The sequence below is a fragment of the uncultured Lactobacillus sp. genome (assembly GCF_946477725.1).
Classification (GTDB): Bacteria; Bacillota; Bacilli; order Lactobacillales; family Lactobacillaceae; genus Lactobacillus.
This window is the reverse complement of the sequence record NZ_CAMKZC010000001.1, coordinates 249,920-271,461: the sequence shown is the minus strand read 5'-3', so window position 1 is coordinate 271,461 and position 21,542 is coordinate 249,920. Positions and strand designations below refer to the sequence as shown.

Below are 21,542 nucleotides of genomic sequence, written 5' to 3'. Positions count from 1 at the left end.
GCGTTTATTATCTTACTAAAACAATTGTCTTTTGTCAACTGCTTTTGCTTGATTTGTTTTGAACTTGTTATTTGTTGTAACTCGCTCAAACACAAGTAATACCTTACTCTTTTTATCTTCATTCGTCAAATTAATCATTTTGTTCGTTATTTAAGTAAATTCGCAATCAAATTAGTTTTGTCTAATATCTGATATTGCAATTTTTCGTTTTTATAACTAGACCAATTTGCTAATTATTCGTAATTTAATCATTTTTAATAGATATGACAGCAAAAATTTTTTACAAAAAAAAGCGCAAGTTTATTAAACTCACGCAAAAAATAATTGTTTCTCTAAATTAAAGTTTCTTCTTTAGTAATTTTTGTCATTCCGTTCATATAAGGAACCAAAACTTCTGGTACAGTGACTGTGCCATCTTCATTTTGATAGTTTTCTAAAATTGCGGCAACAGTTCTGCCAACAGCCAAACCTGAGCCGTTAAGAGTATGTGCTAAATGCAATTTGCCATCTTCATCGCGGTAACGAATTTGTGCACGACGAGCCTGAAAGTCAGTACAGTTCGAACAACTAGAAATTTCACGATATTTATCTTGTGCTGGCATCCAAACTTCCAGATCATAAGTTTTAGCACTTGTAAAACTGGCATCCCCAGTAGATAAAGCAACTACATGGTATGGCAAATCTAGTTTTTGCAGTAAATGTTCAGCGTTATGAGTCAGTTTTTCTAATTCATCCCATGAATCTTCCTGCTTACAAATCTTAACCATTTCGACTTTTCTAAACTCGTGCATTCTAATTAAGCCACGAGTATCACGTCCAGCTGAACCAGCTTCACTTCTAAATGCTGGAGATAATGCAGTAACATTGATCGGTAACTTATCACCATGAATAATTTCATCGCGGAAGTAATTAACAAGAGGTACTTCAGCAGTTGGAATCAAAGTTAAATCCCTGGGCTTGTCCGGATTATCATTGTCAACGATGGTATAAACATCTTCGCGGAACTTAGGGAATTGTCCTGTACCTTGCATTGATTCATCATTAACAAGATATGGCGGAATGATTTCGGTATACCCTTCCTTTGTGTTTTCATCAAGGAAGAAGTTAAATACAGCTCGTTCAAGTAAAGCACCGGCACCCTTATAATAGACAAAGCGGGCACCTGAAACTTTAGCACCTCTGTCCCAGTCCAAGATATCTAAATCTGTACCAATATCCCAGTGTGCTTTAGGCTTAAAGTCTAATTTAGTTGGCTCATGCCATTTACGAACTTCTTCATTATAACTTTCATCGGGTCCGATTGGGTCAGAATCATCGGGAAAGTTAGGCAGCCGCAACAAAATATAATTTTGCTTTTCAGTTAATTTGGCAACCTTATCATCAAGTTCCTTAATTTCCTGTCCAACTTCACGCATTTTTTGAACTGCAGCAGAAGTATCTTCTTTATTCCTTTTTATTGCAGCAATTTCTTTTGAAACAGTATTACGTTCCGCTTTTAACTGCTCGCTGCGGTTCAACTCTTCACGCCGGTCAGCGTCAATTTTGACTAATTGATCCAATTCTTCCGGCTTAACGCCACGTCTACCAAGTTTATCCTTGGCCCAAGCAAGATTCTCGCGAATCACCTTAATATCCAGCATCTTTTTACCTCCACAAAAAAAGCCAACTCATCCCATCAAATTGGGACGAATTGGCTCATACATGGCTTCGCGGTACCACCCAGTTTCAGCTAAATTAAGCTGCACTTCATTAAGAGTCGGCGATAACGATGCCGCGTGCCGTGTAACTATTAATTACCCACATAAATGGAATCTGGAAACGACTTTTATTCGCTTGCACCACTATGCGAACTCTCTTAATCAGTCTTAGGATTCCGTGTTTGGATATTATTTTAAGCTATTATGCATTTTTTAGCAAATAAGTTTTAATGTTTTTTACAATTTTTTAGTAAAAAGGTTTCTTTCAAAATTTAAGTTTTTGCTCAAGATCAAGCCAACCTGATTTTTTCAACAAGAAAAAATCCTCTTGATATTTAAAAAGACTACTTACTTTACTCAGATCAACCGAATAAACCAGCTTAAAGCCTAAACGAGCAAGTAAATTTTGTGAACGGGTATTATTTTGATAAGTCCCAGCCCAAATTTCCGACTGATCAAGCTTTTTGAATGCATAGTCAAAAAGTATTTTTAAAGATTCCGTCATATACCCGTGACCGGAAAAATCTTTATCAAGCAAAAAGCCAACTTCTTTAGTATGCAGCAGTTCTTCTTCGTTAGTTCCCCTATTATATAGTTCAACTAAGCCGATTAACTGCTGCGAATTGCTCAAACAAATGCCATAGCTATATTTTCTAGCAGCATACTGTCCTGCAGCAACTTCAGCTTCTGCTAAATTTTGATAATGACCAAAGCCGGCTAGACGCTGATAATATTCATCTTGGCCCCATTTAAGTAAAGTTGGTGCATCGGCTAGATTAAATGGCCGTAAATAAACGCGACTGACCATTAGTGACCAACCAGTTTGAGCAACCAGTCCATGCCGAAATCAAGTGCGAAGCTATAAGCAAGAATAGTCCAAGGCTTACCTAAAATAATTATCCAAAAATAAGTCCAGAACTTCATATCGGTTAAACCAGCTAAAAGACAGAGAACATCATCTGGCGCCATTGGTGCAACAATACAGATCGCAAAAAACCAGTTAAATTTACGCTGATTTTTAGTCCACTTCATATATTTATCAAGAGTTTTTTCAGAAACAATATGGAGAATAAACGGTCTGCCATAAAAGCGCGCTAAAAAGAAGTTAATAATCGAACCAACACAGATTCCCACGTAGTTATAAATAAATCCGGCTACTGGTCCAAAGAAGATAACTCCTCCCAGAAGTGAGACCCCACCAGGAATAATAGGAATAACAACCTGAATTATTTGAATCAAAACAAAAATAATTGGTCCAATTATTCTCTTATTAGCCAAATATGCTTTCATTTTAGCTTGACTAGTAAATATTCCTATTTTGTACCAATAAATACACAAAAGGATAATGATAATCCCACTGACAACGGTCAGAATATTGATTAATCTTCGACTAGCTTTAGCAGACAGATGCATAACTTACCTCCAATGTTAAGCCTCATTTTACCAAAAAATATGCAGCGTGATTAGTTTTTAATTCATTAAATACTAATATTTAAATAATTTAAATATTTCGCTTCTAAAAATAAAAGGAAGCTGGTTTTAAAGCAAGTTCAGCTTTCAGTTAAAGTATAATAGGTATTAATAATATAATTTTTGGAGGAAAACTTAATGACCCAAATTAGCACTGACGTTACTTATGATAAACAAAGAAAATTGCAAACAGATATTTACCAACCAGATAACAGTAATTCGAATGATATCTTGTTGTTTTGGCATGGAGGAGGCTGGTTTCGGGGAGACAAAAGCAGCTTCAACGACTTATGCAGTAAAATGGCTGACCGAGGCTTTACAGTTTTTGCACCTAATTATTCCCTTGCACCGCAACATCTTTTTCCGCTTGCGCACCAAGACAGCATTAACTTTGTTGAATGGCTGTTAAAAACTGACTTTGTAAATAATAAAAAGCCCCACATTACCCAAATTGGCGCCAGCAGTGGCGGCACAATGGCACTTAATATTGCAGGTAAATATGGCTTCCCTACTGTTACTTGGTCGGCTCCTGTTAGTTATTCAGCCTGGATGAAAGACCATCAAGATGTCACCGCTGCAGTTGATGGTCGCAAAGAACTGGGCTTATCTGATTTACACGATATCAATAATGCTTTTTATAAATATTTTACGTTGGCTTATGCCGGCTCGGAAAATGAAGAAACATTAAAAAAGATGGATGCTAAATCTTATGATTACACTAATTTACACCAGTTATTAATGATTAATTCTGCCGATGAGCTATCGCCTACGCCATATTTACTCGATTTTGTTAATTATTTAGCACAAAATAATCACGCGGTTGACTTAAAAATAATATCTGGCACCAAACACGCGATGTCTTACGCTAATCAATATTTAGAATATTCATTAAATTATCTTTTGCAAGCAATAAAATAATTTTTATTATTTACTTACTAATTATTAGTAAAATATTCTGTATGTGCTATAATAATTGATGAAAACGTTTTATATTTTTGATAAGCTTATCCTACAAATATTTTTAAGGAGATAACATTATGGCTAAATATCAATCTATTAATCCTTACACTAATGAAAATTTTGCCAGCTACGACAACCCAACAGCTGAACAAATAGAAGATGCACTAAATTTAACTAACGCACTTTATCAAAAATGGCGTCATGAAGAGCCCGAAACCCGAACAGCAACATTGCACAAAATTGCTGATGGTTTGCGCGAGCATAAAAAAGAAATGGCTGAAATCATGACCCGTGAAATGGGTAAAATGATTGGCGAATCTGAAGGTGAAGTTGATCTTTGCGCCTCTATTTGTGATTATTTTGCTGATAAGGGTCCCGAATTGCTAAAACCTGAACCAATTGATTCTCAATTAGGTGATGCATATTACCTAAAGCAGGCTACTGGCGTTGTAATGGCATGTGAGCCGTGGAATTTCCCACTTTATCAAGTAATCAGAGTATTTGCACCTAACTTTATCGTTGGTAATCCTATTATTCTGAAGCACGCTCACAATGTTCCCGGTTCTGCAGCTTTGATTGCTAAAATTATTAAACAGGCTGGGGCACCTGAAGGCAGTCTAATTAATATGTATCCAAGTTATGATCAACTTGATCAAATGATTGCAGATCCAAGAATTCAAGGAGTAGCTCTAACCGGTTCAGAACGTGGTGGTTCTTCTGTTGCAGAAAATGCGGGTAAAAATCTGAAGAAATCGACTATGGAACTTGGAGGTAACGATGCCTTCATCATTCTTGACGATGCTGATCCTGAAGTTTTGAAGCAGGCTCTTAGTTCAGCCAGAACCTATAACGACGGACAGGTATGTACTTCTTCCAAACGGATTATTGTTGTTAAGTCACGTTATGAAGAAACATTGCAAGAATTAAAGCAGGTCTTTTCTAGCTTAAAAGCAGGAGATCCGCTTGATCCAGCCACTACCTTACCACCAATGAATTCACAAGCCGCTAAGGAAAAATTGACTAAGCAAGTAAATGACGCTATTGCAGCAGGAGCAAAAGTGTTCTACCAATATCCTGAAATTGATTCAGCTGGTGCTTTCTTCCGTCCAACTATTTTAACCAATGTTGATCGTGACAATCCTGCATTTGACCAAGAGTTTTTTGGTCCAGTTGCTATCGTTTACGAAGTAGAAGATGAAGATGCTGCTATTGCTTTAGCTAACGATTCCAGTTACGGTCTAGGTTCTTCTGTTATCAGTTCCGACATTAAACGTGCACAAAACGTAGCTGCACAAATTGAAACTGGTATGACAGTAATTAACGGCACATGGATCAGTTCCGCTGAGTTACCATTCGGTGGTGTCAAGAAATCAGGCTATGGTCGTGAACTTAGTGACCTAGGTTTGATGGCTTTCGTCAACCAGCATTTAGTAATTTCTATGCCGACCAAATAATTAGTATAAGAGCATAAATTATAAAAGCTGATGAGTAGCGTTTATATTAGACGTTAATTCATCAGCTTTTTTGTTGTCATTTTTTAACGGTGACGTAACAGATTGTAGCCCGTTAGTCCCGTGGTCATTACACTGGCCAAAATCAAGAAATAGGTTGACGCACCAACTGATACCGCATATAAGAGTAGTTGACTGGTGATGCTATGTAAAATTCCCCGATTTGACAGTGTACTATTAGACATTCTATAAATAAGGTAAATTAGAAAAATAGTTTCAATTAGCGAAAGGATAAATGCAATTGTCCTGTTCTTTTTAGTATCCCTCATAGTATTGTAAATAATAAATAGCGGAATCAGAACCATGACTAGCCAAATTACACAAAGCGCAACTCCAGAAAGTAATGTGGCATTGGAAGAAAAAAGCCTGCCGGCAAGCCCGAAAGTGACACGTGTAATTGACATTTTTTGACCGTAAGTCATATCTAAGACAGATGCACCCGATCCGGTAAATAAAACTATCAAGTTGATAACTGCTAGTAAAACGACTAAAAGCTGGACAAAGGTAAAATGCTTGTTTACCTGAATGTTCTCCTTATATCTATTACCCTTCTGGGCCAATCTGCTTTTGGCTTTAACTTTTTCTTTAGACTCAGCCACATTATTAAACATATTAGACCCAAGTTGATTTACTTTTTGTGTTAGCCGCAGATCCACAGTATAGCGCTCAATCTTTTCTGCGCGACTACAAACAAAGTAGAGCCAAACGAGCAACGCAAAAAAGCAAATCCAGCCAAAACTACGGGAAAAACTCATGATAATTAAAAGTGCAATTCCCAGCAGAAAAACAATCATGCTGTTAACATGAATCCATTGCAGCATGCGCTCAATAACTGAATTTTGTTTTTCCGGATAAAATTCTTGCCGATAGACTTTACGACTGGCAATTTTTTTAGCGGTTTTTTCGTCTTCAAAATGAGCTTCTTCGTGTTGGTCTGTGAAAAAAGTTTCACGATATTTTTGTAAATCAAAGTGGCAATTAGGACAGGTAACATCCTCATCAGTGACGGGACGACCACAGTTTGGACAAGTAGTCATAAGAAACTTCCTTTAATCAATAATTATAATAAGTTAATCATAAAACAAAAATAGCGATAAGGAAAAGGTCTTTATCGTTATTTTAATACAATATTTTTTTACTGTAATTTTTGAATCTGCTCTTTAACCTGCTTTATCTGAGCAATTGAAGCCTGCGAATCAAGCATTAATCGATCCAATTTAAATTTGAGCAATTCTAATTCATTATTATTGCTACTTGCAGGTTTCTTTTTCTGTGCTGCGGAAGTTATTAAACGTCCGTTTTTGATTTGCCATTTTTTTACTTTGAGTTGTCTAATAAATGCCTGATCATGTGATACCAGTATCATAGCAAATGGATAGGCAACAACAAATTTCGCCAGCGCATTAATCGATAAAATATCTAAAAAATTAGTCGGTTCATCGAGCAGCAATAAATTATATTGTCCAGTAATTATTTTAGCTAGGTTGAAACAGACGAGCTGACCGCCACTAAGAGCACTTATTTTGTGCTCGCCATACTGACGTAAATGCAAATCGCCTAAAACTTGCATAGTTGAACTATGATCAAACATACTGGTAGCAAAAAGAGAAGCAAATAAACTTTCATCAGTTTGGCTTGTCATAATGTTTTGGTTAAAATACCCTATTTTAATTTTAGGATTATAAAAACCAGCCAGTTGTTTGTTCTTGATTTTTTCCAGAAAAACAGATTTACCGACCCCATTTTGTCCAGTTAAAACAACTTTCGCCCTATAATTGAGGTTAACTTGTTGCTCAATGGAAAAGAGCTTTCGTCCATAAGCATTAACCGGTTGTTGCTCTATTCGTAAAGCTTTGCTTTTGGGAGAAATAGATAGGTCAGTTATCTCATTATTGCCATTTTTCAGGGTAATTGCATGATGAACTTGCGGTTTTTTTAGTTCTCCTTTTTCCTTATTGATGCGGTTAGTGAGACTTTTACTGGCTCTGATAACATTATTTGCAGTTTTTTGCTTGCCCAGCGACTTTGAGCGCCAATCAGATGAAGAAAGTCCTTTTTTGTTACGAGCAAAAGTTCTGACCTGATTAAAATGCTGATTATAACTTCTCTTTAACTGCTCAAGGTGCTTTTCCTTTTGCTCATAAATCGTTTCTGCTCGTTTTTGTTCATCTTGCCTAAAACTGCGAAACTCTTCATATGTTCCTGAGTAATTGTGCAGTTCTTGATTTTGAATATACCAGATTGAATTACAGACACTATTCAAAAAGTTCTGGTCATGGCTGACAATTAAACAGGCAATTTTGCTTTTGTTTATTAACTTTATTAGCCATTGTTGCTGCGTAATATCCAAATTGGATGTGGGTTCATCCAAAAGCAGCAAGCCCTTAGGCATATTTTTTAATTTAGCAATTGCTTCTCTGAGAGCTAACTTTTCTCTTTGACCACCACTCTTATCACCGGCATCAAGTAATTGCGGGACATAAGCAAAATTACAGTTTCTAGTAATTCCACCTTTAATGGTAAATATATCTGTTAATTTTTCTTGAGCAAGTATTCGTATTAAAGTGGTTTTACCAACACCATTATTGCCAATCAAACCAATTTTTTGCCCAGAATTGATGCTCAAATTTGAGACCGTCAGCAGTTTAGTACCTGCCACGCCAATTTGTAAATAATCTATTTTAATTAATTCCACTATAAGACCTCAATGTGTACGCGTAATTCATAAAATAAGTTGCAATATTAAGTTGCTAAATTATTTTTCCTGTTAAAGTGAATTGCTCTACGTTGAGTTAAAGAAGTGGTTATTGCTTTAAAACTACAACTAGAGCTTATTGATTATTTACTTGTCTTGACATGCCAGTATTCCTTACCTTCTACTTAAAATTTAATTAAAAACAGTATACTATAACTAATTAACATTTGTAAATGGAATAAAAAAGGCTGAAACGCTCTAACTGAGAATTTCAACCTTTTAATTAATTTTGCTTAATTTTTAGCACGTTTATTCTTGCGCCAATGAACACCTTCATAAGTCAACTTGACTGCAGCTGACAAAGTGATCGGCATAATAAATACTAAAATTAGCAGACCAATAATCACTGCCAAAGCCACTTCAATCAAAGTCGGAATTCCTGAAGGAATTAGCGCGGCAAATGTACCACCTAAAATAATGGCAGCTGAAACTACCACAGTTCCAATTATGCCACACGCTTTAAGCATCCTTTGACTCGGGCTGCCGCCTTCAAGTTCACGATAACGCGTCATTAAGAAGATACTGTAATCAACACCCAAGGCAATTAACATGATAAAACCGAAGAACGGTGTGTTCCAGGTTAGCATAGTTTTGCCTAAAGTAGCTTTGACTACCCACTCTGTAATTGACAATGAGCAGAAGTAAGCAATTAAAAGCGTACCCAAGATGTAAACGGGTTGCAAAAGTGAACGAGTTACAAAAATCAGGGCAATACCAATACCAATCAGCATTATGGCAGCAGTTCTAATAAAGTCTCTGTTGGCAATATCCTTAATGTCAGCGATGTTAGAACTTTCGCCGCCCATTGCTACCGTAGCTTTTTTAAGACGAGTACCTGCAAAAGACTTTTTAGCCATTAAGCTCAGATCCTGCGCCTTCTTAGTTGCTTTAAGACTACTTGGGTTTGATTTGAAGACAATCATGAGCATGGCTGACTTCTTGTCAGGACTCAAATAATTCTTAATCGAAGTTTGGAAAGTATCGTTTTTAATAAATTCTTGTGGGATATAGAAAGTATCTGCCGCTGAAGAACTTGCTAAGCCATTAAGGTAAGCGGCTCCTTGACCAAGTCCGTTATTTACTTGATCCACACCATCAGTAATCTTAGGTGTGCTTGAAGCCAACTTGCCAGCGCCAGAGTTCAGTTGACCAACGCTAGAATTCAGCTGGCCGATACCAGAACTCAATTGGCCTGTACTGGAATTAACTTGACCAATACCCGAACTTAATTGACCTGCGCTGGAATTAAGCTGACCAATGCCGCCATTCAAAGTAGCAGCCCCATTGTTTAACTGGCCAGAAGCAGTGGCTAATCTGCCGACGCTGGATTGCAGCTGACCCATTTGACCAGATACATCTGGCATTGAAGCAGAAGCTTCTGCCCAAGATTTTTCTAAAGCAGCTCCTGCAGCTTGCATTGCGGCCATCTTCTGCTGCTGGGTTAAGCCCGGAATACTACCAATACTCTTTGCTAAATTAGCTTTATAACTCTTTTCTAAAGCAGCCTTGGTATTTTTCTGCGCATTTGCAATACCGGCACTACCACTTTTAAGCTGAGAATTTAATTGTTTTAAGCCACTAGTCATTTGCTCTGTACCGTTTTGCAAGCGACTGGCACCACCTTGCAATTGACCAGTACCATTTTGCAATTGGCTGGCTCCATTTTGCAGTCTGCCAGTTCCGCTTTGTAATTGACTGGCACCGTCAGCTAACTTGCCAGTACCACTTTGCAGTTGACTAGTACCATCAGCTAATTTACTTGCACCTGCAGTAAGTTTCTTACTTGCACTGCTTAATTTGCCTAAACCGGCACGTGCCTGATCAACTCCTTGATTGACAGTATCCAGCTGATTTTTAACGTAAAGTTGATCAATGCTTTCACCATAAGGCTGAGTAACAGAGGTAACAAATGCTACATCGTCTGATGCCTGAAGCTGTCTGGTTAATTGATCAATTAGACGTAGGTCGGCTTCATTATCAAGTTTGTGATCACTCTTAATATAAAGAGTTGATGGTTCTGCCATTCCTTTTGAAAAGTGATCTTCAACAACGAGCATCCCCGCTTTAGCCGGCACACTGTTATCAATCTCATCCGTATCATCATAATTCAAATGACCGGTGTACATCAGACCAAAAGGAAGGACAACTACTGCTAACACAATTAAGTAAATAATTGGGTGGGCAAGTGTACCTTTTGAAATGCCATGCCACAATTTGTCTTCATGCTCACCAGTAAATTTCTTTACCGGCCAGAACATTTTTTCGCCCAAAACAGCCATGAAGAACGGGTTGAGTGTCAGGAGTACTATTAATAAAACAGCAACGCCGACTGCAACGCCCACAGCTGATTGGTAAATTGAAAAGTTAGCCAGGCTTAGCGCTGAGAAACCAATTAAAATGGAAGAACCGGAATAAAGAATTGTTTTACCAGCCACCTTCAAGGCACTGTTCATCGCTTCGTAGCGACCCATTCCCTTACCCAGATCTTCTTTAAATTTATCATACAAGAGAATGTTATAGTCTGTTCCAATACCGAACAGGACAATAATCATAAAGACCTGTGTAAAGTTAGAAAATGGGAAGTTCTGGTATTTAACCAAGTTAGTAACAATCGCAAATGATGTAATAAAGGAAACGCCGACTGTTAGTAATGAGATCAAAGGCACAATTGGTGACCTGAAGACAATCACTAACACGATGAAAATAAAGATAACTGTTATTACTTCAGTTTTCTTGATTCCTTCTTGAATTGCATTTGAAAAGGCATTTTGTAAAACATCTGCACCAGTGACATAAGTTCTAATACCAGCTGTTTTAACTGCTTTAGTTAGCTGTGATTCAACATCATTAATCGGTCCGTGCTTTTTGGCCACGTTTAACTGCATAATCCAAGTAGTATTATCCTTTGATTGCAGCTTTTTCTTAGTAGCAATATTATCGTCTGGACCCAATACCATTTTGATACCATACTGATCCTTATCATCTTTTAATCGGCTAACCGTTTCGTTAATAGCATCTTTATCATCAGCAGTCAATTTGCCTTTTTGCTTATTAAAGACTACGGCAATTTGATAGGTATCCTTTTGTTTAGGACCCCAGTCATTTTGAATTGACTTTGCAACTTCACTTTGAACATCTGATGGTAAGGAAATATTTGAGTGCTCACGGGTTAACCCTGTAACGTCCGGCAAAGCCACAACAGAAATGATTAAAATTAAAATCCATGCAATTAACGAAAAAATATGATTTTTTACTAGTTTATGCACTCTGATTTTCCTTTCTATTTTTTTGCAATAATTTATTGGGCTGAACCAATTGAATAATTAATTCATGATAACCCTGGTCAGCCTCTTCACTAGTTTCTTCTGTAAAAGAATCTGATACATCTAAGAAAACGTATCCTAATACTGCCCCAATTAAGGAATGGAGCGAAACCGTGCTGTCACTTCTTAAATTTAGTTTGTCAGCCAAAGCTATTATCTTTAAAATTTCTTGAGTAATAGCATCGTCTTTCTTGTATTCGTTCAAATGATAAAGAATACTAATTAATGCGGGATCGTCCAGAATAAAGTCGCGGACAATATCAGCAAATTTAAGTAAAGCCTCTTCACCTGAAATTCCAATCAAATTATCAACTAATTTTTTACCTAAAATTTTAATTCTGCTTGCACCTACAAGCGACAACAATTGCTTTCGGCCTGAAACATAGTGATAGAGTGACTGCGAACGAACGCCTAACTCCTTAGCTAGGTTCGGCAGAGTGGTCGCGGAAAGTCCCTTTCGTCCAATCAGCTCCGTCGCCTTCGCAATTACCTTATCCAAATCAAGGCTTCTTTTTTTAACCAATTTCACCCCTCCTTTTGACAGCATAGTGAATAATATAGCACTACAATGTGAAGAATACAATCTACAAGCTGTAAATTATTTTATATTATTAAAAAAGCCCCCAAACCTTTAGTTAACGGGACTTAAAAGTTAAAGATTTAGTAAAGCTCGCGGCAATATTGTTATTTAAAAAAGTTATTAACTACTTTACCTAATTTAACAAAATTATGGTCATTACTACTCCACACACTGACGCAGTAGGCATTGCCATTAGATTGGACCAGCGCTACGTTTGCTTTACTGTCACCGATGGCATATATCAGACCTTTATGATCACGGACAATCTTGGGCTTAATTTTAGCAGCGTTTAGCGTCCCCAAAACCTGATTGGAATATTGTCTGCTTAAAATTTGATCATGATAAAGACTCACCATGACTTTATTTAAATCATTGGCAGTAGTTAAAGCAGCCGGTGACTTAGAATATTTATTTTTTATTACTGTATCCTTAATACCTGTTTTCTTAATAACTGCATTTACCTTTTTGGAGTTAACAGTACGAAGAAGGGCATTAGCGGCTGTTTGGTCGCCTTGCATCATTAATTGCTTTAAATAAGTCGCATTGTAAGCAATTCCCTTTTGCAAGAGTTTCTCTCCTTTAACGCGATCAGCTTTTTTTATTTTGATGGCTTTATTGGCAATAGACTTGCCGTGTTGTTCTTGATAAGTCATTGCAATCAGCAAAAATAAACGGCTAATAGAATTTACCCCATGATGTTGAGTAGTATTAGAAACGCGGGCAAACTTGTTATTAGTTAGATCTTGAACGCAAACCTGATAACTCTGTTCTTTTCCCATTACCTGGGCAATACTTTCTGCCCATTTTTTCTCACTACCAGAAGCAATTTTAATATGATTAGGATATTCAACGTTAGCAACTTTGGGTTCACGAACTGACTTTTGCCCTTTTTTATTTCTCACAACTTGTTCTTGCTTTTCGCCCACAATTTTTAAGCTGCTATTCTCCACTCTTTTGAGGTTAGCAGAATATAACATAAAAGCAATTAAAGCCGAAATTAATGAGCCTAACAAAACTTTGTTTTTCATATAAATGCCTCAGTTTAAAAGAAATGATGTCGTTTCATTAATACAATTAGCCAGACCATCAGAAAAATTGTGATCACGGTGATTGCAATCCAGTCAGATGAACTATGACCAACTGGCAGACTGACATTCATACCGTAAAAACCAGTTAAGATAGTGGGCACAGTTAGAACCAAAGACCAAACAGTTAGGAACTTCATAGTATCATTCAAGTTATTGTTCATCATATTATTGGAAGTTGCTGATAAGGTTTGCGTAACCTGTTGCGAAATTTTCACCATTTCTGCTGACTGATTCGATTCAATCAGGACATCATCAAGACGTTCACGACTGGGCTTAGTAAAATCTAGTTTAGACATTTTTAAACTGTGCAACATCATCAAATTGGTCTGAATTGAGCTAGATAAATACACCAGACTTTTTTCAATATTGGACAACTCCACTAAATCTTTATTGTTAATATCACCAGATAGCTTTTGGTCCAAACTGTTGCGTTCCGTATCAAGCTGCGTAACCGCCCGTTGAAAATACTGTGATAAATACAACAAAAACTTCATTAATAATTCCGTGACATCTTGTGCAAGTGATAATTCCCGTCTTGTTGTCGTGTCATTGAATTCATCAAAGACATAGCTGGTTGATTGCGTATGAAAAGTAAAGATGTTCTGCCCAGATATTAAAAAAGTTACAGGATGTGCTGTAAAATGCTTAATCGCTTTAGTAGGCCAAATAGGTACATCGTAAACAAGCAAATTAATATGCGTGTGTGTATCATAGTCATAGTGCGGCCGTTCATGTCTGTCTGAAATATATGTAATCATATCAGGAGTGAAATTAAAATCCACTTGTAGCTTGTTGCTGTCCTCTTCACTCAAATTACTGATGTCATACCATTTGTAATTGGTTTCCACCGGAAACTTTTGCTCTCTAATCACTTTTTCACCCCTGGCCGCTATATTTAGTTGATATTACTACCAGCTTTCTTATGCCATTATTATCTTACCATTCAAGTGAAAAACGACAAATAAAAAAACAGGCCTCGGCCCGTTTTTTTAATATTTTAGCACTTAACTATTGTTTCCACGCAGCATCAAATTTGTTTTTACCTGTTGTAATAGCTTTTTCTACATTACGGTTCTTTTGTGCAGCTGACAAAATCGATTGCATAATAGGAGTCAATTGACTATATGTAGCACTGGAATCCTTGATTACAGGAACGCTGTAGAGTGAATTGGAGTTGAGAATATCCTCTAATTTTGCCGGCAGCTTAAAGTCCTTGTTTGCCTTATAGTCGTCAGACTTAGTAGCAGCTTCATTAACTGGAATATAACCAGTTTCTTTTGCCCATTTAATCTGTCCGTCTTTAGAAGACAAGTATTTCATAAATTTGAAAGCAGCTGCCTTTTGCATAGCACTGGCGTGGCTGAACATATAAATATCGGTTCCTTGCGACATGGTGTATTTACTTGGACGAGCTGCAACTTCATAAGTGAAGCCCTTCTTAGCCGCTTGTTTAATCCAAGTCTCTGTTGAAGAAGAGGTCACAAACATAGCCAATTTTTGGTTGGTAAATGGAATATAAAGATATTTATCTGAACCAGGCATTCTGAAGTAGCCCGCTTTTTCTCCATTTATAAAGTAGTTAAGCAACTTTCTTGATTTAGTACCGGTAAAATCAATTTTACTGGAGAAATTCTCACCTTGATTTTTCATTCCTAAAACGTAGTAGTTGTCTAAGTCATCAAAGCCGGCACCAACTACCTTGTGATTACTCTTTTGGTAAATAGTTTGCGCTGCCTTTTTAACCTCAATCATAGTTGTAGGCACTTTGGCGATACCATACTCCTTAAACATCTTGGGGTTATAAATTAAAACTTCAATTGACTTGTTAAACGGAATACCATATTGGGTGCCTTTAATTTGGGCACTGTTCAACATATCCTGTTTAATGCCTGATGCGGCAACGCTGCCCCAACCGACATCTTTATTATTAATGTATGGCTTAAGGTCTACCAGCATCTTATTCTTGGCTGCACTTTCAAGCCAACCCGGATATGCCTGAGTGATCGTTGGCAAATTCTTAGGTGATTGTAAAGTTGAAGTAATTTTTGATTGCAGATTATCATAATCACCTTGTTGCTCAAGCTTAATCTTAATTTTAGGATTTTTATTCTCAAAGTCCTGAGCTAAACTTTTCAGAGTTTTTTCCTGAGCACCCTGCATCCCGTGCCAAAAGACAACTGTGGTTTTCTTAGTTACTTTAGGAATTTTGCTTGAACTTGATGACGACGAATTACTGTTATTCGAACAAGCAGCAGTTCCAACTAAAGCCAAGCCCGCGACTGCTAGAGCCGCCAGCTTTTTACCGAAATTCATAATATTATTTTTTCCTCCAGAACATTTTTACGCGCTCACTAGTGATACTGTGAGCATTAATTCCCATTAATTGTATAGCAAATATAGATTAATTACAATAAATTAACCAAAAAAATTCGGCTTTATTTGTATATTTTACTTTATTTAATTATATAGTTCACTACATTACGAACATTTATCAGGTAGTTACTCTCTTGCTTTTATTGCGGACAAAAAAAGCTTGCCTTAAAAAGACAAGCTTTATGATAAAAATTGCTATTTAGTTTTTATTGTTTCCAAGCAGCATCAAATTTTGTTTTACCTGCTTTAATTGCATCATTAACGTTTTGCTTCTTTTGTGCAGCAGCTAAAATGTTTTGCATAATTGGATTTAAGCTACCGTAAGCTGCACCGGCATCCTTGATAATTGGCACACTGTACAGGTTAGCCATTGCATCTTCAAGTTTAGCTGGCAGCTTAAGCCTCTTAGAGTCCTTGTACTCGGCAGAATCGGCAGCAGCTTGATTAACTGGAACATAGCCAGTTGCATTAGCCCATGTAAGTTGACTAGCTTTTGAAGTTAAGAACTTGATGTAGGTAAATGCAGCAGATTTTTGGTCAGCTGAAGCATGCTTAAACATGTAAATGTCAGTACCTTGTGACATGGTGTATTTACCAGGACGAGGAGCAACATCATAAGTAAACTTATTGCCTACTCCTTGTTTAACAAAGCCTTCACCAGCAGAAGTACCAATGTACATTGCTACCTTTTGGTTAGCAAATGGTCCGGATAAATAGTGCTCTGAACCAGCAACTCTGAAGTAGCCATCTTTGATGCCATCTGCATAAAAATTAATAACTTTCTTTGAAGTGTCGCCAGCAAAGTCAATTTTACTTGAGAAGTCAACGCCTTCATTCTTCATACCTAAAGTATAGTAGTTTGATAATGAGTCAAAACCAGCACCAACGACTTTATGATTACTCTTTTTGTAGATGATTTGTGAATCTTTCTTCAATTCATCCATAGTGGCTGGGGCTTTTTTAATACCATATTTCTTAAGCAAATCAGCGTTATAGGTCAAAACTTCAATTGACTTGTTGAAAGGAATACCATATTGTTTACCATTAATCTTAGCACCATCAAGAAGTGTAGATTTAATATCTGAGGCCTTGCTGCTGCCCCAGCCAACTTCTTTACTATTAATGTATGGCGTTAAATCAACCAGCATGTTTTTGTTGGCAGCATTAAAGAGCCAGTCAGGATAGGCCTGAGTAATGGTGGGCAAGTTATTAGGTGACTGCAAAGTTGAATTAATTTTAGCTTGTAAGTCGTTATAAGCACCTTGACTTTCCAATTTAACCTTGATCTTAGGATATTTGCTTTCAAATTCACGTGTCAACTTCTTTAATGTAGTTTGTTGCACACCAGGCATACCATGCCAAAAGACAATATTAGTTGTCTTTTTAACTTTAGCAATTTTTTCTGAACTTGAAGATGAGGAAGAATTAGAATTTCTTCCGCCATTTGAACAAGCTGCAGTACCAACAAGAGTTAAGCCAATAGCAAATGCAGCGGCCAACTTTTTACTAAACTTCATTTGGTTAAAACCTCCCAAATATAAAAACTAAACAACATTTTTATGATTAATCAAAGCGTAACTGTTTGATTGCGCTTTGGTAAAATCCTGTTACCATAAGGGTTCTCTACCAGCTCCGGATGCAATGTGTGCACGGGAATCAGTGTTGGTGGTTGAACCCAATCAATAATTTGTCTTAGTTCTTTTTCGTCAGCGTGACCAGAACAACGCAACATTTGAACTTCAATATTTTGCTTCTCCAACTTTTGCAAAAATGGCTGATAGGCTGGATCAAAATCTCCTAATGGCTCAGCATTTGAATGAATATACAAGCCTCCTTTTTGCAAATGTTCAAAATCAGCAACTGCCTGCCAGAGGAATTCGTGATCATCATTTAGCAGATCTTCATACTGAACAGCCAATTCTGGTTTCAGATCAGCGAATTTTTGCTCCCCTGGCAAGTAGTAATACGGCAAATCCTGATTAATGCTTTCCTTGAGCAAATGAGCTCTTGCGGCATGTAAAATTACTCGGCGCGGTGAATCAGAGATAATGCGTAATAATCGCTCTACATTGGTCGGATAAGTATTGAAAGTAATTTGCCGGTTAGGATTATCTTTTTGCAACTGAACAAATTTTGCGGTTAACTCATCCTCATTTTTAGGACCAGTGAATTCTTCACTATTTTCATCGTGCTTTTCTTCCGGCCAGGAAAAGCCGGTTGCCTCAGTAATCAAAACATCGCAGTTCTTTGCAGCTGTCAAGAATTCTTTGACCCAGTCAGGATGATAACCATGCAAGCGGATGTCACCGGTATAAGCAATTGCTATATCCGGTGTCTTAACAATAAGGCCAGTGGCACCATAAGCATCATGGTCACTGGGCCAAACAGTCATCGTAATATCACCTACTACTATTGGCTTTTGAAATTGTGCTGCAATAATTGGCCGCGTGTAGCTCGGCTCATGACCAGCAGCTGGGAGCAGAAAGTCCCCGTTTTCGTCTAAAGCCGGCAGCATCTTAGCGGTCAGCGGTCCAGCATATAAAGGTATTTCTGGTGCCAAAAAATTCATGGCCTTGCTGTGATCCAGATGAAGGTGCGAAATATAAGCAGCCGCGTGTTCCCAACGTTCATGATCAAGCGGCTTACCAGTTAGCTCAGGATCATAAAAATTAGGCACAGCCCCAATTAACTGGTTATCAACTAAAGTCTGGTATTTTTCATCAGGTAGATTCAATTCCGGTCTGTAGACTTCACCCAAGTCAAACAGGACATGAGACTTGTTATAAGCTACTTCAATCATTGGTCCGCCAATGGTATTTAAACCGTTGTAAAAAGTGATGGTGGTTTTAGCCTTTAAGGTCATTGCGCACTACCCCCTTGATGATTTGCTTTCTAAAGATTAAGTACAAGATTAAAATTGGTAAAACAGTTAAAGTTGCAGCAGCTAATTGCAATTGCGTTTCACTGCCGGCGTCAGAAGCAAAGGCTGACAAACCATTATTTAGAAGGCGCATCGTATCTTCATTGGTAACCAGCAATGGCCAGAGAAATGAATTCCAGCCAGAAATAAAGCTAAGTAAGCCGACGGTAAACAAACCGCCCTTTGACATCGGGACTAAAATTTTCCAAATGTAGTCCCAGTCGCTGGCACCGTCAATCATGGCTGCTTTATAAATCGTATCCGAAATTGAACCAAAGTAGCTCTGCAAGTAATACATGTAGAAAATGGAAGTCAAGAATGGCAAAACCAATCCTACATAAGTGTTGAGTAAACCCATATGAGCAATTGTGTTGTAGTTAGTAAAAATAATTGCTTCACCTGGTACCATCAATAAAGACAATAGCACCAGTTGAATTAAACCTTTACCTTTAAAGCGCAGATTGACCATGGCAAAAGCTCCCAGTAAAGAGTTAAACAAACTAACAATCGTGGTCACGCTGGCTGTTAAAACCGTGTTGAAAAAGTAGCGCCCAAATGGGGCACGTGCAAAAACTTTGACGTAGTTGGACCATTCAAAATGGTGTGGAATTAAAGTTGGCGGAATCGAAGTGGTTTCCTGAAAACTCATTAAGCCACCCAAAATCATATAAATAAAAGGAAAAACGGTAATGATGGCAAAGATAAATAAAATAATGTAACTGAATAAAACCCCAATACGAATTCGTTTCATTAATATTCTCCTATCTTCTTCATCATCTTGCGTTGCAGGAATGTCGCAAACAGAATTATCAGGAATAAGATTACTGTTGCCGCCATCGCAACACCAGGAGTACCGACAATTTGGAACTTATTGTAAATATAGAACACTGCAGTCGTTCCCGAATTACCTACTCCGGCCTGACCGTTAAAGAGGGCATAGACAGAAGTATAAATCTTAAAGGCTCCAATAACATTCATTGTTAACAAAAAAGCTATTGTTGGAACAAGCTCGGGCATGGTAATCCGCCAAAATTTGTCACGACCACTGGCGCCAAACATATCCGCTATGGTGTAAAAATTAGGATCAATATTACGCAACGCTCCCATTAATATGACGATATTAAAAGCTAAAGATGACCAAATACCAAAGATAATGATGGTCGTTAACGACATTGCCGGATCATCAATCCAGTCTGGAGCTGGTAAATGCAGACATCTGAGCACGAAGTTCAACATACCGTAATCACCGTTAAAGATATAGCGAAAAACTATCCCAATGGCAATAGTCGAGGTGACATAAGGCATAAAAAACGTAGTTTCAAAGAATGATTTATGTTTTACTTTGTCAAAAATAATCCACGCCAGCATGATCGAAATAGCTAGACCAACTGGTACAGAAATAATGGCATAGAGCACAGTATTTTTAATCGCTAACCAGAACTCCGGGTCTTTAAAAATATATTGATAGTTGCTAAAGCCATTCCAGCGCAGGTCAATTAGCGAACCACTCTGAAAGCTCATCCCAAAAGCGCGCAAAATGGGATAAATACTAAATAACGTGACAAAGATAATAGTTGGTGCTAAAAAAAGCCAAGCCTTCTTTTGATTAGTCTTCATTAGTAAACTCGCTCTCCTTCAGGCGTAAATAGAAATATCCTATTAAACCGCATTTTGAGTTTAATTTGATCGCCCCTCTTAATTGGAGTCTCCAGATTAATTAGTGAACGGACTTGCTGATTATCAAATGTAAATTTCAAAATACGTTCACGTCCAATTAATTCAATATCGTCGACCTTGGTCTCAAATAGACCATCAGGGTCGGGCACAATATTTTCGGGTCGCACAGACAAGATATACTCACCGTCTGGAATTTCGCGTTTAAAGCGGGACTGTTCCAGATCAGCAAGATTAATCGTAAATTGGCTTGACTTTATTTCATTTGCAGTTTTAGTTATTTTAAAGTTATCAATCACAGGATTGCCAACAAAATTGGCTACAAAATAATTATTAGGCTCCAAGTAAAAGTTTTGCCCTAAATCATCTTGTTGAATAACACCGTCATTAAAGAGAATGATTTTATCTCCGATAGATAATGCTTCTTCCTGATCATGGGTAACAAATAAGGTAGTAATACCAACAGACTTAACTAAAGAACGAATTTCTTCGCGAATTTTAAGGCGCAATCTGGCATCCAAATTGCTCAGTGGTTCGTCCATCAGTAAAATTTGAGGTTCTTGTACCAAAGCACGTGCAATTGCCACACGCTGCTGCTGACCACCAGATAAATTACCCGGTTTTTGATCAGCTAATTCAGTAATTTGGGTTAACTCCATATATTTGGTAGCAATCTTTTTGGCTTCCGCCTTAGGCTTTTTATTAGCTCCTACAATTAGCGGAAACATGACGTTTTGTAAAACAGTCATATGAGGATATAATGCATAGTTTTGAAAAACATAGCCAATATGGCGGTCCTTAGGTGCTACTTTGACAACCGACTTACCGTTAAATAAAATATCTCCCTCTGTGGGATTTAGTAAACCGGCCAAGATATTTAAAATAGTTGTTTTACCACACCCAGATGGTCCTAACAGACACACCAAATCGCCCTTTTTAACAGAAAAACTAACATTTTTAATCGCTTCATGACCGTTGTCATAAACTTTCCGCAGGTTTTTCACTTCAACAAATTTATTGTTATCCATTAACTCGCACCACTATCATCTTCATTTTTTCTTTTACTACTCTCCTAATTTTAAGATAAAAAGCTTGAGAACACAACCTAATTTGCTTGATTAAAATTCGTAATTTTCTTATCATACCACCGCATAAGAGCTAAATATTCGTAATTATTGCACAAATTACTAA

Annotated in this window: 17 protein-coding genes; 2 read left to right on the top strand and 15 right to left on the bottom strand. The window is 37.4% G+C overall.

From position 1 onward, the window contains the following. Window positions 1-332 precede the first annotated feature (332 nt). The 3 genes from serS to Q0R51_RS01290 form a co-directional block, all read right to left on the bottom strand. Window positions 333-1,640: a serine--tRNA ligase gene (gene serS, locus Q0R51_RS01300; RefSeq protein ID WP_294756136.1), complete on the bottom strand. Its 1,308-nt coding sequence runs from the start codon at window positions 1,638-1,640 to the stop codon at window positions 333-335. A 322-nt stretch (window positions 1,641-1,962) separates the two neighbouring features. Next, complete coding sequence (locus Q0R51_RS01295) at window positions 1,963-2,505, bottom strand: GNAT family N-acetyltransferase (RefSeq protein ID WP_294756135.1); 543 nt, start codon at window positions 2,503-2,505, stop codon at window positions 1,963-1,965. Further along, window positions 2,505-3,110, bottom strand: coding sequence for a TVP38/TMEM64 family protein (locus Q0R51_RS01290; RefSeq protein ID WP_110445626.1), 606 nt, complete (start codon window positions 3,108-3,110; stop codon window positions 2,505-2,507). The genes Q0R51_RS01295 and Q0R51_RS01290 overlap by 1 nt, the downstream gene beginning before the upstream one ends. A 195-nt stretch (window positions 3,111-3,305) precedes the next feature. On the opposite strand from Q0R51_RS01290, the gene Q0R51_RS01285 reads away from it, so the two are divergent. Continuing rightward, complete coding sequence (locus tag Q0R51_RS01285) at window positions 3,306-4,085, top strand: alpha/beta hydrolase (RefSeq protein WP_294756134.1); 780 nt, start codon at window positions 3,306-3,308, stop codon at window positions 4,083-4,085. A 119-nt stretch (window positions 4,086-4,204) separates the two neighbouring features. Beyond that, a complete protein-coding gene (locus Q0R51_RS01280) occupies window positions 4,205-5,581 on the top strand; it encodes an NAD-dependent succinate-semialdehyde dehydrogenase (protein WP_294756133.1) in 1,377 nt (458 codons plus the stop codon). 83 nt (window positions 5,582-5,664) lie between these two features. On the opposite strand, the gene Q0R51_RS01275 is transcribed toward Q0R51_RS01280, so the two are convergent. From Q0R51_RS01275 to Q0R51_RS01220, 12 genes are all read right to left on the bottom strand, one after another. Then, on the bottom strand, window positions 5,665-6,675 hold the full coding sequence (locus Q0R51_RS01275) for a zinc ribbon domain-containing protein (protein WP_294756132.1): 1,011 nt from the start codon (window positions 6,673-6,675) through the stop codon (window positions 5,665-5,667). A 98-nt stretch (window positions 6,676-6,773) separates the two neighbouring features. Continuing rightward, the gene (locus Q0R51_RS01270; RefSeq protein WP_294756131.1) at window positions 6,774-8,333 is read right to left on the bottom strand and encodes an ATP-binding cassette domain-containing protein; all 1,560 of its coding nucleotides are present in this window, start codon (window positions 8,331-8,333) and stop codon (window positions 6,774-6,776) included. Between the two features lie 293 nt (window positions 8,334-8,626). Then, a complete protein-coding gene (locus Q0R51_RS01265; RefSeq protein WP_294756130.1) occupies window positions 8,627-11,659 on the bottom strand; it encodes an MMPL family transporter in 3,033 nt (1,010 codons plus the stop codon). Further along, entirely contained in the window at window positions 11,652-12,239 is a 588-nt protein-coding gene (locus tag Q0R51_RS01260; protein WP_294756127.1) for a TetR/AcrR family transcriptional regulator, read from the bottom strand. Before Q0R51_RS01260 ends, Q0R51_RS01265 begins: the two co-directional genes overlap by 8 nt. 161 nt (window positions 12,240-12,400) lie before the next feature. Next, a complete protein-coding gene (locus tag Q0R51_RS01255) occupies window positions 12,401-13,324 on the bottom strand; it encodes a serine hydrolase (RefSeq protein ID WP_294756126.1) in 924 nt (307 codons plus the stop codon). 14 nt (window positions 13,325-13,338) lie between these two features. Further along, window positions 13,339-14,256 (bottom strand): magnesium transporter CorA family protein, encoded by a 918-nt coding sequence (locus Q0R51_RS01250; protein WP_294756125.1) that lies wholly within the window; start codon window positions 14,254-14,256, stop codon window positions 13,339-13,341. A 136-nt stretch (window positions 14,257-14,392) separates the two neighbouring features. Then, window positions 14,393-15,697 carry an extracellular solute-binding protein gene (locus tag Q0R51_RS01245; protein WP_294756124.1) on the bottom strand — a complete coding sequence of 435 codons (1,305 nt, stop codon included), beginning with the start codon at window positions 15,695-15,697 and terminating at the stop codon, window positions 14,393-14,395. Window positions 15,698-15,963: 266 nt separating this feature from the next. Further along, window positions 15,964-17,274, bottom strand: coding sequence for an extracellular solute-binding protein (locus Q0R51_RS01240; protein ID WP_294756123.1), 1,311 nt, complete (start codon window positions 17,272-17,274; stop codon window positions 15,964-15,966). Between the two features lie 50 nt (window positions 17,275-17,324). Continuing rightward, window positions 17,325-18,620 (bottom strand): MBL fold metallo-hydrolase, encoded by a 1,296-nt coding sequence (locus Q0R51_RS01235; protein WP_294756121.1) that lies wholly within the window; start codon window positions 18,618-18,620, stop codon window positions 17,325-17,327. Next, window positions 18,604-19,428: a carbohydrate ABC transporter permease gene (locus Q0R51_RS01230; protein WP_294756119.1), complete on the bottom strand. Its 825-nt coding sequence runs from the start codon at window positions 19,426-19,428 to the stop codon at window positions 18,604-18,606. Before Q0R51_RS01230 ends, Q0R51_RS01235 begins: the two co-directional genes overlap by 17 nt. Then, entirely contained in the window at window positions 19,428-20,294 is an 867-nt protein-coding gene (locus Q0R51_RS01225) for a carbohydrate ABC transporter permease (protein WP_046324309.1), read from the bottom strand. Before Q0R51_RS01225 ends, Q0R51_RS01230 begins: the two co-directional genes overlap by 1 nt. Beyond that, window positions 20,294-21,379 carry an ABC transporter ATP-binding protein gene (locus Q0R51_RS01220; protein WP_294756117.1) on the bottom strand — a complete coding sequence of 362 codons (1,086 nt, stop codon included), beginning with the start codon at window positions 21,377-21,379 and terminating at the stop codon, window positions 20,294-20,296. Before Q0R51_RS01220 ends, Q0R51_RS01225 begins: the two co-directional genes overlap by 1 nt. Window positions 21,380-21,542: the final 163 nt, after the last annotated feature.